We start from the raw sequence: 13,931 nt of genomic DNA, 5'->3' as shown, positions 1-13,931 counted from the left end.
GAAAATTATTGATCAGGTAGGCATATGCAGAAATCAATGCCCAGTGAATGCTTGATCATCCGGATGGTGAAGGGAGGCGATGCAATTGGAACGAAGAAGGGAACTTATGGCCGCCGCTGTAAGCAGGTTCGGACTCTTGGAGAGGGAAAGACTCCAGACGCATTTTTCCGAACACAGCCTTGTCTGTTCTTATCGAAGGGGTGCGGAGACCGTGTATGTACGCTTGACCGACGAGTCCCATAAACCATATGCGAAAATTGAGGGCGAGGTGCAGTGGGCCGAGTTTCTTGGAAGTAAGGGAGTATGCGTTTCGAGACCGCTTTATTCAGTGGAAGGGAATCTGGCGGAACGTATCCGGATGGAGGACCGTGAATATACGGCGGTGTGTTACGAGGAGGCCAAGGGGCGTCCGGTCGGAGAGAACGATGCCAATGAGCGATTATACAAGCGAATGGGCCAATTCATGGGCTCCATGCACCGCATCACCAAAGGGTACACCCATCTGGATCCCGTTACAAGACGCCCTGATTGGTCGGATGAGGAGGAAAAGGTTCGGTATATCGATTTACCGCTAACCGAGAAAGGCGTCACCCGTCGTTACGAGGTTTTGCTCCATTATATTTCGGAGCTTCCGATTGCTGCGGACGCTTATGGACTGATCCATGCGGATTTTCATTACGGCAATTTTTTTGTAAATGGGGATACCTTGTGTCTGATTGATTTTGATGCAAGCCGGTATTCATGGTTCATTGATGATATTGCGGTCGCCGCGTTTTTCTCAGGTTTAACCGAAGGGGCAGATGCGGAGCCGGATCAGTTTCTGACCCCGTTTCTAGAAGGATACCGTCTGGAGCATCATCTGGAGGATAAGTGGTTTCGAGAAATTCCGTATTTCATGAAGCTGCGAGAAATGGGGCGTTATATCAAGCTATTCCATGCTTGTAGCGGGAAGCTTGATAAACTCCATCCGTGGGGGCAATGGTATATGAGGGGACGCAAGGAAAAGATTTTGCGAAGTTTCCCGGCAATTGAATAAGCGAAAATGCCTTGGTTCGAGACGGAACCAGGGCTTTTTTTAGTTAATGAGTAAAGGTCTGCCGCAGCGGGTTCCTCTTAATAGGAAATTAATTCTAGCACGATCAATTATTGCATTGACAGCCCGTTTCGAATCCATTAGTATTTGCATAACTTATTAAACCTACCAGATAACTTAGATTTTAGGGGTGCGCTCGTTTCGCGAGTTTTTGACAGAGCATGATGCATACATTTCATATGCATATGTCTATTACATGGGGGGATTACAATGAAAGCCAGAAAGCTAGGTTTACTCTTATCGTCGATCGTGCTGATGATGTTGATCGCGGCATGCGGCAACGGTTCCGATCAGGCAGCAGAGGGCAACGCTGAAGACAAAGGAAGTGAGAAGCAAGCCGAACAAAAAGAGTATAAAGACGAGCTGAACATCGCGCTTACGGCTCAGCCGCCTACGTTGGATACAGCCTTGACGGTATCGGCGGTTGCGCTGGATACGGCAGGCAATATCTTCGAGCAGCTGTACACACTGAATGCAAAATATGAACCCGTACCGGCTCTGGCAGAGTCCGTTGAACGGAGCGAGGATGGTTTAACGTATACGTTCTTCCTTCGCCAAGGCGTGAAGTTCCATAACGGGAAAGAGATGACTTCCGAGGATGTTGTGGCCTCGATGAACCGCTGGCTGGTGACTTCGTCCCGTGCGAAGGTGCTGCTGACGAATGCTAAATTCGAAGCCGTCGATACGTATACCGTGAAGCTGACCGTAGAGGCGCCTACATCGGACGTTTTGATTCTTATAGCATCGCAAGCACAGTTCCCTTCCATCATGCCGAAAGAGATTGTAGAATCGGCGCCGGCTGACGGGATCAAGGAGTACATCGGTACGGGGCCTTATAAATTCCAGGAATGGAAGCAGGATCAGTACATACACCTGGTGCGAAACGACGATTACCAACAATTGGTGGATACGGAGCCAAGCGGCTTTGACGGGCGAAAAGAAGCTCCTACCAAGAATCTGTACTTCCATTTTGTTACGGACCATTCCACGCGCATTGCAGGTGTGAAGACCGGACAGTATGATGTGGCGGACAGCATTCCGATCGAAAGCTATGATGAGCTTGCTGCCGACAACAATATCAATTTGCTCTCGTTCCCTGGAGGTGCACTGACCGCATTTTTCAATACCAGCGAGGGATTGTTAAAGGACGTGAAGATTCGCCAGGCCATTCTCGCCGCGTTTAATAATGAGGAGATCATGTTAGCGAGCTTTGCCAAGCCGGATTTATACTCCTTGGCACCGGGTTACCTGAATACGAACCAAGTCCAATGGTCGACCGAAGCCGGAACGGAGTATTACAACCAGTCGAACCCGGAGAAGGCCAAGCAGCTGCTGCAAGAGGCCGGTTATAACGGCGAAGAAATCACGCTGCTGACGACCAAAGACTATAACGAGATGTACACGGCCACATTGGTCATTCAGGAGCAGCTTCGTCAGATCGGCATGAACGTCAAAGTGGAGAATTTCGATTTCCCGACGTTCCTGGAAACGAAGAACGACCGTTCCAAGTGGGACATTTTCGTTGCGAGCACGGGCTATCAGATTACGCCGCCGCAACTGCTGGCCGTCAATCCGGATTGGGCCGGACTTGACAATGAAACGGTCAAGCAGGCGCTGATCGATATTCGCGGCGCAGCCACGCCGGAAGCCGCCAAGCAGGAATGGGAGAAGCTCCAAGGCTTCCTGTATGAATTTGCTTCCTCCACCGTAATCGGCCATTATAATGGCGTCGTCGCCACAACGAAGAAGCTTGAAGGTTTCGAGCTGTTTGAAGCGCCGGTGGTCTGGAATGCCAAAGTAGCGAAGTAAGCGTATATGGAGGGTGTTACAAGTTACCGAAGTAACTTCGATAACACCTTCCTTTTTTGAAATTGGATTCATAGACCATGTACAAATGAGGGATTTGTAGTGCTGGCTTATATTACGAAAAGACTCTTGTCGCTGATTCCCGTACTGGCCGTTGTCACCATCGCTATTTTTTTGATCATCCACATTACGCCGGGGGATCCGGCGGCAGCGATATTGGGCATGGAGGCGTCGCAGGAGGAAATACAGAAGCTGAATCAAGACCTGGGATTGGATCGCCCGATCCTCGAACAGTATGCAAGCTGGGTAGCCAACGTATTCAAGGGAGATCTGGGGGACTCGATCTTCATGAATCAACCGGTCAGCGTTGCCATTGCGGAACATGTTACCCCGACGCTTTCGTTGGCCATTCTGGCGCAGGTTATCGCAATTATACTGGCGATTCCATTCGGGATTATCGCTGCTTACAAGCGAGGGTCCATCGCAGATTATACGCTGATGGGGATGTCCTTGCTGGGCATGGCCTTACCTAGTTTTTTGCTGGGATTGTTCCTTATGCTGTTTGTTGGCGTCAAGCTGCAGTGGCTGCCGGTCGCTGGATATGAACCGCTGAGCAGCGGGCTCTGGGAACATATGAAGTATCTGATTCTTCCCGGCATTTCGCTTGGGACCATACAGGCGGCCCTGATCACGCGGATGACCCGTTCGTCCATGCTGGAAGTACTGAATTTGAATTTTATCAAGACAGCCAGATCCAAAGGCTTGCATGAAATGAAGGTGCTGTTCAAACATGCGTTTCGGAGCGCGTTTCTGCCCATTCTGACCGTTATTGGACAAACATTCGGCACCTTGGTGACAGGGGCCGTGGTCGTGGAGGCGATATTCAATATTCCCGGATTAGGCCAATTGATCTTGAATTCCATTGCCAGAAGAGATTTTGCGGTAATCCAAGGCGTGGTGCTTGTCGTCACGCTCATGTATGTCACCATCAACTTGATTATCGACTTGCTATATGGTGCGGTTGATCCGCGTGTTCGATTGGAACGCAAATAAATGAGGTGTTATTGGATGGCAACTGTTCAGGAAAAAGAATACGTCGCTCAAGTCAGTAAAAAGCTGAAAAAAGAGCAGCGTGCACTAGGATATCGCCGACTGAGGTCGAACTACGGGCTGTTGATCGGAGCGACCATCTTTATCGTTCTGGTGATGCTGGCCATACTAGGACCTTTATTTACATCCTACGGACCTTACGATATGAAGGTTGTGGACCGTTTAACCCCGCCAGGAGCCGAGCATTGGCTGGGTACCGACGAATTTGGTCGGGATTTGTTAACCAGGCTTCTCTACGGTGCCAGAGTATCGATTAGCGTAGGGCTCGCGGTAGCGCTGCTGTCCTCCGCTCTGGGGCTCGTGATCGGCGTCTATGCTACGTACTACAAAACATTGGATCATATCCTCATGCGCATTTGTGACGGGTTGATTGCGATACCGGGTATCTTGCTGGCCATTGCCTTAATGGCTGCACTCGGCGCATCAACCATCAATGTCATCACGGCGCTAACCATCGTGTTCACGCCGAATATTGCCCGGGTCGTTCGCTCGGCCGCGCTGGTGGTACGAGAGCAAACCTACATCGAGGCGATGCATGTCCAGGGGGCAAGCTCCACGCGCATCATATGGCAGCACATCGTGCCGAATACCTTATCTCCGCTACTGGTGCAGGCTACCTTCGTATTTGCTGAAGCCATTATATCCGAGGCCGCGCTAAGCTTTCTCGGAGCGGGCATTCCTGCGCCTGAAGCCAGCTGGGGGAACATTCTGCAGGCGAGCAAGCTTGTCATTTACAAGGCATGGTGGATGGTTGTATTTCCAGGAGCAGCGCTTGTTCTGTCTGTCCTCAGCTTGAATATGCTGGGCGACGGACTGCGTGATTGGCTGGATCCCCGTTTGAAGCAAAAGTTGAGAAAGTCATGAATATAAAGCTGGAGGTATTTTCATGAATAACGAGCCTCTATTGGAAGTGAAAAATCTAAAAACGCATTTTCATACCGAGCGGGGGAAAGTGACGGCCGTCAACGGAGTCAGTTTTTCCATGAATAAAGGCGACATCATCGGCATTGTCGGAGAATCCGGCAGCGGAAAGAGCGTAATGTCCCAATCGATCATGAGGCTGCTGGACCATACGGATGCGATCGAGTACGAGGGAGAGATTCTATTTGAGAAGCAGGACCTGCTTTCTCTCTTGCCTTCTAACTTACGGGCGGTCCGCGGCGACAAAATCTCCATGGTTTTTCAGGACCCGCTTACGTCCCTAAGTCCCGTGTATACGATTGGTAATCAAATCGGGGAAGCCATACGCCTCCATCAGAAGAAGTCCAAGAAGGAGGCCCGTCAGCAAGCCATCGAGATTCTGCGAATGACGGGTATTCCATCTCCGGAAGTGAGGGTGGATGAATATCCCCATCAGCTGTCGGGAGGAATGCAGCAGCGTGCGATGATTGCCATGGCGCTCTCCTGTGAGCCGAGCCTCTTGATTGCGGATGAACCGACAACCGCACTCGACGTGACGATTCAGGCGCAGATTCTGGAGCTGATCGCCGACTTGAATCGCAAAATGGGCATGGGCGTCCTGTTCATAACGCATGATCTGGGTGTCGTATCGGAAATTTGTACAGGCGTGAAGGTGATGTACTTGGGACAAATCGTGGAGGAAGCTCCCACGGAACAGCTGTTTCATAAGCCGCTCCATCCCTATACGCAGGGGCTAATCCAATCCATCCCTAAACTGGAAGGAGATAGAAGCGATGAACTCCATGTCATTGAGGGAACGGTGCCGTCTCTGACGGATATTCCTCAGGGCTGCGGCTTTTCTACACGATGTCCTTATGCCGATGAGTTATGCCGTACCTCAGAGCCGCCGATGCGAACAGCTCATACCGAACATTGTGTGAAGTGCTGGCATTATGAGGCTATAAGTGAGCTGGAAGGGAGGGAGACAACCGTTGGAACAAGCAGCTGATCATTCGATTTTAGAAGTGAGCTCCCTTCACAAGCAGTTTCCGGTGTACGGATCTTTCGGTAAGTTATGGGGCGCCAAGGGATATGTGAAAGCCGTAACAGATGTTTCTTTTCAATTAAGAGAGGGGGAGACATACGGACTTGTTGGAGAATCCGGTTCCGGTAAAACCACCACAGGGCGTACGATCCTAGGATTAACCCCGGCAAGCCAAGGCCAGGTTCTATACCGGAACCGGGATTTGGCTGCGATGTCGAGGGAGGAACTCCGGAAATTCCGCAAGGACGTACAGCTTGTTTTTCAAGATCCTTTTTCATCGCTTAACCCGAGAAAAAGAATCGGCCGAATTCTTGAGGAGCCCCTGATTATTCATAAAATGGGAGACAAGGCAGAGCGTCAGGAAAAAGTCTTTCACATCTTGAAAACCGTGGGCCTGCAGCCGGAGCATTATTTCCGTTTTCCTCATGAATTCTCGGGCGGTCAGCGCCAGCGTTTGGGCTTGGCGCGCGCGCTCATCATGAATCCGAAGATTATCGTATGTGACGAGCCGGTCTCGGCACTGGACGTCTCCATTCAATCGCAAATTCTAAACATGCTCAAGCAGCTGCAGCGGGAATTGAAATTAACGCTATTATTTATTACGCATGATATCAGCGTGGTTCGTTATATTTCCGATCGGATTGGCATTATGTATCTCGGAAAAATCGTGGAAGAAGCTTTAACGGATGATCTATTCCATGAGCCCCTGCATCCTTATACGAAGGCGCTGTTCTCGGCGGTACCCGACTTTACCCGCAGCCGATTAAAGGATCGGATTATGCTGCGGGGGGAGATTCCGTCCCCCTTATCACCACCGAGCGGCTGTGTTTTTCATACGCGCTGTCCCTATGCAACGGATGTCTGTAAGGCAGAAGCTCCGGCTTTAAGAGAAGTTCGGCCCAACCAGAAGGTAGCTTGCCATCTGGTTGATGAGAGCCGTTCATCCTGAAACGAAGAATAGAAGAAAAGAGGCTAAGAACATGACAACGTTAAAAATCGTAGAGGGTCAGGATCAGATATTCAACGAGGCGGGGTTTCAGCTCGTCGGAAATCATGGACCGAATCTGGAGGGCGGCTTGTCTCCGAGAGAGCTGCTGGAAGCGTCCTTGGCGCTATGCGTGTCCATATCTCTCCAAAAAATAATGGATTACGACGGCGTGGAATATGATAAGTCTTCCATTCATATCGAAGTGTCATCGGTAAAGGCGGAAGATAAAAGCAATAAATTTTCGCATTTCAACGTCCTTGTCACGCTGCCGCCAACCCTGGAGGCAGCGTACAAGGAAAAGCTGCAATCTGTCGTAGAACGCGCCTGCACCATCGGCAATACGTTGAAGAGTGAGGCCGTTGTTGAACTGATCGAAGTGAATGAATCCATCGAGACGAGCAGCAATGCTTAATTCGTAAGCTACTGTGTTAATCTTTCAAGCCGATACAACAACAGCCTTAGTCCAAGATTCATCGCGGACTAAGGCTGTTCTGTTCTTAAGGGACCATGCAATCAAATATGAGTACGTGGTGGATCATTATACTGCTGTGGACGCGTCCGGTTACGACTGCGGCTGCACATCCCGCTCAAAAGCGACAATCCAATCGCCCTGAATGGCGGCATAGCCGGTGTCTCCCTCCACAACAAGGCCATACAGATTTTTGACATCGAGGAATTCTTTCCGGTCTCCATTATCAAATTCGAGGGTGATGTAGTAATAAGTTCGGGATGAATTGCTGGAATGCATCATGCCGTTATCCCCGTTGTGATGATTGCTGTGATGACGGATGTCCATGCGTTTGGAGACCACCCGGGCAAACTCGGACGTGCGAGGCGACTTGGCGTTCTTAACATAACGGGCGCCATTGGAAATGAAGCCCACAATCACAATCACGAATACAATTCCAATCAGAATGGGAACCAAAGTAAACATAAAATCAAGTCCTCCGCCAAAAGACGTTCCTTGCGGCATCATCGACTGCACTCCTCTCTGTCCGTTATTTTTTCATTGTATATATGTACGGTAAAATGGATTGAAATGTTTCAATCTTAAAGAATCAGTCATTTCACGCTTACTCCAGAGGCCGCATAATGCAATCCCAGCTGATAAGCACGCTCGAGCAAACTCTCCATATGCTCCGGTCTACCCTCCAACGTATCATAGAAGAATTCCACACGGGAATTCTTGATTCCGGAGTAGTCGGCCATTCCAATATTGAGGGAAAGGGATAACATCTGATCATAGCCCCGCTTGGCAAAATGATCTTCCGAAGCTCCCGCGAGCGCCAGCCATAATACCTGTTGGTGATGAAGCTTTGAGCCGCCGCCGTAAGCGAAGCCATGATTCCAGACACGGTCGATATACCCTTTCAGCATGGCCGGGATTCCGTACCACCACACCGGGAAGATAAAGGCCAGCGCGTCGTGTTCCTTCATTCGTGCAATTTCGGCTTCTACTTCAGGAGAATAGATCTTGGTAGGATTAGACCAATCAGGTTCGTCTGCCTCCCACAGGACCGGATCGAAACCGATGCGGTGGAGGTCCAGAATCTCCGCTTCATGCCCGGAGTCCCGAAGCCCTTGTACAAACTTCTCGGTAATTGCAAATGTAAAGGAATTTTCGCGTGGATGCGTAACAACCGTTAATACCTTCATGAGGGTTCACCGTCTCTTTCTTCTCTTCGAATTTGAATGCCAAATTGTTCAATACGTGTCATTGCAGTTACAAGAGGAACCAGCGTTTCAGGTAGATAGAAGCCTCCGGGAGCAGGAGGTGAGCCATCCCAGCCCAGAATACGCTCAATGGAAAGGAGGATACCGAGGGCCGTAAAATGCGCCTGTCCCTTCGGATCGGTCAACGTGATTCTCCGTTTCGCGGAACGGCCGTCAAGAAGAACACCTTCAAGATCAATGTAGAGGTCTTGAGAGGCCGTGCCTCCAGCCCGTGTCCCTATAGAGTCATGAATGGCGAAATCGAATCGAATATTAGGCGCTCCCGTAACTGCAGCGAGGCTTGGAACATCCAATAAACTCATGGGATGGCCCTCTACCCGGGAACCGTTTGAAAGACTTATGCTTCTCGGATACTTCGTAGCCTCAACCCATTTCCATATCCCGTTTTCCCGGATGAGGGCACGGTTGATAAATCCCTCGGTCTCCTCAAGCGTCATAGGCCCCATTGGATCGCGTTCATCATAGTGACCCGCCAAGCCGATCGATTGGATGCTTCGGAAAGACTTCGCCTCCTGATACGCGACCAAGGTCAGGATTCCCGCTTGCGAATGTCCCAGAGGCACAATCGGTGCTTGAGGGGGATGGCTTTGCATGGCGAATAGAATAGGTGTCAGTTCGTCGGCAAGCTTGGTGATCCCGATATGCGCAATTTCTTTTGCAAGGGCCTCTTGCATGAGGAGGTCGGCCGGATCCTGGATGGTAGAAACGATAAGGTCGGCTTGATCCAGCTCTGTTGGAGACAGACCCTGGCGGATATCTAAAAAAGCGGTACGGGCGTTTCCTAGCTCTTGTACTAGAAAGCTCCCCTTCTCGGGATGCCTTCCGGCGAGTATAATCTCGGCATCTTGATTGATCGTTCGGATATGCCGGGCAACGGCACTCCCGATTACGCCATAACCTCCGGCAATGTATATACGCTGCATGCCATTTCACCTCCAATTTTTATGCTTAAGCTCTGGTATAAGGGGATTATGTAACATATAATGACGGAAAGGAAGTACGCACTTAATGGTTCTATAGGTACCTAAAAGTATCATTAGTACCCCAAGGTGCCTGTTATCCGTCCTATGCGACTTACGTTCGAAAAGGAGAGAAGACCTTATGAATGGGGAGCGACAATACAATATTCCGTCCGAGGCAACTATGGATGTAATCGGCGGCAAGTGGAAGGTCATTGTGCTGTGCCACTTAAGTTATGGCCCCAAGCGAACGAGTGAAATTAAGAAGCAGATGCCGGATATTACGCAGAAAATGTTAACCCAGACGCTGCGGGAGCTGGAGGAGGATGGGATTATCACGCGAACGGTCTTTAATCAAGTGCCGCCTAAGGTCGTATACGAGCTGAGTGAAATGGGCGTTTCGCTACAACCGATCCTTGATCAAATCTGTGAATGGGGCGAGAAGTACTTGAATGGGAAATCGAAGGTAATTACACCTTGAGGACAGACAAAATAAAAGCTGCTGACCTAATAAGGGTCCGTAGCTTTTTTATTTTTTGAAATAGATTGTTGTCGCTCATAATTTCCATAGGGTAGAGGAAAAGCCTAGATATCCGCAGAATATTTAGTTCTTTAGACTCATTAAAATCCGGGCGATTTGAGCAATTTCTATGTTTGTCGAGAAATTGAATAGTTACTATAGATATAATAATGGATAGGGTGTAGGGCTGGGGAGGCCGTGAATATAAGGATTATCAATTTCTGATATGCAGCGGGACGAGTCACCCATGAATTAATAGAAACGTTTGTCCATTAGGAAACGTATGATCTTCATAGGACCTAAGGATTACTCACAAAAGGAGTGTGTACAGCTCAGATGGAAGGCAATTATAACTTATATATTGTTGGGCTTTCAATTGCGATTGCTATACTTGCTTCATACTCGGCTTTGAATATTACCTCTAAAATTTCGGATGCGAACGGCAAATCCAAGTTTTTTTGGCTTTGCGGTGGCGCCATGGTCATGGGAAGCGGCATTTGGTCCATGCATTTTGTCGGCATGCTGGCGATGCACATGAATATGAACGTGAAGTATGATGCCTTTCTGACCATCATATCGATGCTGGCCAGCGTGATTTCCTCCTTCATCGCGTTTTATATCACCATGCCCAAAAGCATTAACTGGTCCAAGATCGCCATTGGCGGTTTCATTATGGGAAGCGGCATCGTAACGATGCATTACATGGGAATGGAGGCCATGATTGTACACGCCGAAATCCGTTATGATCCCGGCATGTGGGCATTGTCCGCCATCATTGCGCTGGCAGCTTCCTATGCGGCCTTATTATTGTTTCTCCGTTTTCGCAACCATTCCAAGTCCAGCTTTCTTAAGTGGGGCTCGGCGGTCGTCATGGGATTTGCCGTGTGCGGGATGCATTATACAGGCATGAAAGCCGCGCGGTTCGAGGCTCATGCCGGCATGATGGTGCATCAACCGCAGTCTGTTGATTCCTTTCTTCTGTACTGTGTGACGGTCACGATTTTTGCCATTCTGCTGATATCCTGGGGAGCGATGTTCTTTGATCGGCATGTGCTGGAAAAGCTGGCCTATCAGGATACGATCACGGGATTGCCTAACCGCAATGAGATGAACCGGTTCTTTGGGGAGAATCCCGAAACAGAGAAGATTACGATCCTGTTTCTGGATTTGGACCAATTTAAGGCCATCAACGATACGCTGGGCCATAATGTCGGGGATTTGCTGGTCCAGGAAGTGGGTAAGCGACTGCGTGAATTCATTCGAGGCGGCCAGCAGGTATTCCGGATCGGCGGGGATGAATTTCTGGTTATTTTAAAGCAAAGCGACCCGAATTATGCCCAGCGCTTAGCCGACGATATACTTCAACAAATAAAAAACGTGTACCATATCGACGGCAACGAATTGTACGTGACGGCAAGCATCGGAATCAGCATCGGTTCCGTCCATAGCTCTGACCGTACGACGCTGCTGAAGAATGCGGATACCGCAATGTATAAAGCGAAGGGACTGGGCAAGAACCAGCAATGCCTCTATGACGAGGAGATGGGTCTTCAAGAGGTTCGCAAAATGGAATTGGAGAAGGACCTGCAACGAGCGTTTGAGCTGAAGGAGTTCTTCATTGTATATCAGCCCAAATGGAATGTGCAAAGTGATCGCTTGGTCGGATTCGAGGCGCTGCTCCGCTGGAAGCATCCCAGATTAGGCGTGATATCGCCACTTGAATTCATTCCGATTGCCGAAGAGACGGGGCTGATTATACCAATGACCCGATGGACGCTTGAGGAAGCATGCAAACAGTGCAGAATTTGGCAGGATAGAGGGGTTGTCCAGCCAGTCTCAGTAAATTTATCGATTCGTTTATTTCATGGTGACAATCTGCTTGAGCTTATTCAAAACGTGCTGGATCAGGCGAATCTGGAACCTCATTTGTTAGAGCTGGAGATAGCAGAGTCCATGGTGCTGCATGATGTGAATGATATTATCCGCCAGCTTGGGAATATCAGGTCCTTGGGGGTTAAGGTCTCCATGGATGATTTTGGAACTGGCTATTCCTCGATTGGTCTATTGGACCGGATTCCGATTGATGCTTTAAAGCTGGACCGCCAGTTCACCAATGATTTGGACACGCCCAGCAAACGCGCCATTGTCAACGCCATCGTTCTTATGGCAGAGAATTTGAATCTGGATGTAATCGCGGAAGGTGTCGAGAACAAGGAGCATATCGACTTTTTGACCGGACTTGGCTGCCACGTCATGCAAGGTTATTATTACGGAAAGCCGATGGATATCGATGAGATTAAGGTCTGGATGTACGAGCATAATCACAAAACCGAAGAGATCGAGACCCTCTAATGAAAAGTAGATGGAATAGATACAGATCATAAGAATAACGGGCACCGTGAAGGTGTCCGTTATGTTGTTGAAGGTACATATTCTCACATCCCACCCCACTGAATTCAGAATATGAGTATAGGATTGGCAATGGTCGTGGTGATCAATGCATGATACCTGCCTCCAAGAAGGTCGGAGTTCTTTACACTTTTTGTATGATACTCAATAGCTTATTTCTTCTTTGTTGCAGGAGTTTTGTTGCTATTTTACTGGTAACGGATACAATAGTATGTGAATCTAATGAATGGTAGTGGTGATATATATGGTGTCAATCAAAGATGTGGCCAAGCTGGCGAACGTTTCGATATCAGCCGTTTCCAAGACACTGAATGGCTATTCGGATGTAAGCGAAACCACGAAACAAAAGGTCATGAAGGCCGCGCAGGAATTGAACTATTTTCCGAACCGTCTGGCCAAAAACCTAAAGCACAAGGTCACCAAGACTATTGCGCTTATCATATCGAACTTTGAACAGGCGAACGGCAAGGACGGTGTCATGTTCCAAATCATGACCGGCGTCTATGCTGCAGCCCAGCATTATCAATATGAGGTGGTCATATATACGCGGAGCTTGTCCGAACAGCAGGATAAATCGTATTGGCAGTTCTGCAAGGAGAATAAGATCGCTGGCGTCGTAATTTCCGGGCTTCGTACCACGGACCCCTATTTTGAAGAATTGGTAAACAGTGAATTTCCATGCATGGTGATAGATGCTGATATTGTCGGTCCCCATACCGGTTCGGTGATAACGGATAACGTGGGTGCTGCCAGAAAAGCGGTGGAATATTTAATCGGCAAAGGGCACCGTGAGATCGGCATGATTAACGGACATAGCTTTGCGGCTGTCAGCATTCAGCGACTTCAGGGGTTCAGGGAAGCACTGGAAGGAGCAGGCCTGATTTATGATTTGAACAGGGTCATTGAAGCGGATTTTAGCGAGCAGGTGGCGTACGAAGCGGCCGAACCTTATTTGCAGCGTCATCCGAATTTATCGGCTGTTTTTATATCCAGTGATCTGATGGCAATCGGATTTATGACGCGCTGCCGCGAACTGAACATCCGAATTCCTGAGGACATCTCCATCATGGGCTTTGATGATATTGTGCTCTCCAGTTATACGACACCTAGATTGTCCACGGTTCGACAAGATTTTACAAAAATCGGCTATTCGGCATTTGAGGAAGTGATCAAGATGCTGGAGAATCAGACTCCCGGCTATCATAAAATTCTTTCATTCGAAATTGTTGACAGGGAGACAATAATGGTGCAATAATGTTATCGAAAACGTTTTCGCATTAGGAAGGCTTTTATTTTAGGCTCATTCCGAAATCGTTTTCGGTTCTTTTTTAAAAAAGATCGAAAACGATTTAGGTATCGCTTACAAA

At 48.9% G+C, this 13,931-nt stretch carries 13 protein-coding genes; 10 read left to right on the top strand and 3 right to left on the bottom strand.

Annotated features, from left to right (window positions below):
* Positions 1–85: 85 nt before the first annotated feature.
* The 7 genes from AB4124_RS07760 (at position 86) to AB4124_RS07730 (ending at position 7,354) form a co-directional block, all read left to right on the top strand.
* Positions 86–1,036: a phosphotransferase enzyme family protein gene (locus tag AB4124_RS07760; RefSeq protein ID WP_441972168.1), complete on the top strand. Its 951-nt coding sequence runs from the start codon at positions 86–88 to the stop codon at positions 1,034–1,036.
* Positions 1,037–1,303: 267 nt separating this feature from the next.
* The gene (locus tag AB4124_RS07755; RefSeq protein WP_430110236.1) at positions 1,304–2,902 is read left to right on the top strand and encodes an ABC transporter substrate-binding protein; all 1,599 of its coding nucleotides are present in this window, start codon (positions 1,304–1,306) and stop codon (positions 2,900–2,902) included.
* 99 nt (positions 2,903–3,001) lie between these two features.
* Entirely contained in the window at positions 3,002–3,952 is a 951-nt protein-coding gene (locus AB4124_RS07750) for an ABC transporter permease (protein ID WP_441972166.1), read from the top strand.
* Positions 3,953–3,967: 15 nt separating this feature from the next.
* Positions 3,968–4,873, top strand: a complete 906-nt coding sequence (locus tag AB4124_RS07745; protein WP_430110241.1) for an ABC transporter permease — start codon at positions 3,968–3,970, stop codon at positions 4,871–4,873.
* A gap of 22 nt (positions 4,874–4,895) precedes the next feature.
* A complete protein-coding gene (locus AB4124_RS07740; RefSeq protein ID WP_441972163.1) occupies positions 4,896–5,918 on the top strand; it encodes an ABC transporter ATP-binding protein in 1,023 nt (340 codons plus the stop codon).
* On the top strand, positions 5,902–6,903 hold the full coding sequence (locus AB4124_RS07735) for an ABC transporter ATP-binding protein (RefSeq protein WP_430110246.1): 1,002 nt from the start codon (positions 5,902–5,904) through the stop codon (positions 6,901–6,903). Before AB4124_RS07740 ends, AB4124_RS07735 begins: the two co-directional genes overlap by 17 nt.
* A gap of 31 nt (positions 6,904–6,934) precedes the next feature.
* Entirely contained in the window at positions 6,935–7,354 is a 420-nt protein-coding gene (locus tag AB4124_RS07730) for an OsmC family protein (RefSeq protein ID WP_441972161.1), read from the top strand.
* Between the two features lie 150 nt (positions 7,355–7,504).
* Here the strand turns inward: AB4124_RS07730 and AB4124_RS07725 are convergent, their stop codons facing one another.
* The 3 genes from AB4124_RS07725 to AB4124_RS07715 form a co-directional block, all read right to left on the bottom strand.
* Positions 7,505–7,918 carry a DUF2500 domain-containing protein gene (locus tag AB4124_RS07725; protein ID WP_441972159.1) on the bottom strand — a complete coding sequence of 138 codons (414 nt, stop codon included), beginning with the start codon at positions 7,916–7,918 and terminating at the stop codon, positions 7,505–7,507.
* A gap of 86 nt (positions 7,919–8,004) precedes the next feature.
* The gene (locus AB4124_RS07720) at positions 8,005–8,598 is read right to left on the bottom strand and encodes an NAD(P)H oxidoreductase (RefSeq protein ID WP_441972157.1); all 594 of its coding nucleotides are present in this window, start codon (positions 8,596–8,598) and stop codon (positions 8,005–8,007) included.
* Positions 8,595–9,599 carry a hypothetical protein gene (locus tag AB4124_RS07715; protein ID WP_441972155.1) on the bottom strand — a complete coding sequence of 335 codons (1,005 nt, stop codon included), beginning with the start codon at positions 9,597–9,599 and terminating at the stop codon, positions 8,595–8,597. Before AB4124_RS07715 ends, AB4124_RS07720 begins: the two co-directional genes overlap by 4 nt.
* 178 nt (positions 9,600–9,777) lie before the next feature.
* On the opposite strand from AB4124_RS07715, the gene AB4124_RS07710 reads away from it, so the two are divergent.
* From AB4124_RS07710 to AB4124_RS07700, 3 genes are all read left to right on the top strand, one after another.
* The gene (locus tag AB4124_RS07710; RefSeq protein ID WP_076322498.1) at positions 9,778–10,116 is read left to right on the top strand and encodes a winged helix-turn-helix transcriptional regulator; all 339 of its coding nucleotides are present in this window, start codon (positions 9,778–9,780) and stop codon (positions 10,114–10,116) included.
* 375 nt (positions 10,117–10,491) lie between these two features.
* Positions 10,492–12,507, top strand: a complete 2,016-nt coding sequence (locus AB4124_RS07705) for a bifunctional diguanylate cyclase/phosphodiesterase (protein WP_441972152.1) — start codon at positions 10,492–10,494, stop codon at positions 12,505–12,507.
* Between the two features lie 301 nt (positions 12,508–12,808).
* On the top strand, positions 12,809–13,819 hold the full coding sequence (locus AB4124_RS07700) for a LacI family DNA-binding transcriptional regulator (RefSeq protein ID WP_076322496.1): 1,011 nt from the start codon (positions 12,809–12,811) through the stop codon (positions 13,817–13,819).
* Positions 13,820–13,931: the final 112 nt, after the last annotated feature.

Origin of the sequence: Paenibacillus sp. 2KB_20, from assembly GCF_052115765.1 — a bacterium.
In the GTDB taxonomy this organism is placed as follows: Bacteria; Bacillota; Bacilli; order Paenibacillales; family Paenibacillaceae; genus Paenibacillus_AQ.
The sequence above is the reverse complement of the archived record's forward strand: the minus strand, read 5'-3'. Positions and strand labels throughout refer to the sequence as shown.

Bases quoted from the DNA above. Each gene is read 5' to 3' on its own strand.
- AB4124_RS07705 (WP_441972152.1), top strand. From the start codon at position 10,492: ATGGAAGGCAATTATAACTTATATATTGTTGGGCTTTCAATTGCGATT.
- AB4124_RS07710 (WP_076322498.1), top strand. From the start codon at position 9,778: ATGAATGGGGAGCGACAATACAATATTCCGTCCGAGGCAACTATGGAT.
- AB4124_RS07715 (WP_441972155.1), bottom strand. From the start codon at position 9,599: ATGCAGCGTATATACATTGCCGGAGGTTATGGCGTAATCGGGAGTGCC.
- AB4124_RS07720 (WP_441972157.1), bottom strand. From the start codon at position 8,598: ATGAAGGTATTAACGGTTGTTACGCATCCACGCGAAAATTCCTTTACA.
- AB4124_RS07745 (WP_430110241.1), top strand. From the start codon at position 3,968: ATGGCAACTGTTCAGGAAAAAGAATACGTCGCTCAAGTCAGTAAAAAG.
- AB4124_RS07700 (WP_076322496.1), top strand. From the start codon at position 12,809: ATGGTGTCAATCAAAGATGTGGCCAAGCTGGCGAACGTTTCGATATCA.
- AB4124_RS07730 (WP_441972161.1), top strand. From the start codon at position 6,935: ATGACAACGTTAAAAATCGTAGAGGGTCAGGATCAGATATTCAACGAG.
- AB4124_RS07725 (WP_441972159.1), bottom strand. From the start codon at position 7,918: ATGATGCCGCAAGGAACGTCTTTTGGCGGAGGACTTGATTTTATGTTT.
- AB4124_RS07740 (WP_441972163.1), top strand. From the start codon at position 4,896: ATGAATAACGAGCCTCTATTGGAAGTGAAAAATCTAAAAACGCATTTT.
- AB4124_RS07755 (WP_430110236.1), top strand. From the start codon at position 1,304: ATGAAAGCCAGAAAGCTAGGTTTACTCTTATCGTCGATCGTGCTGATG.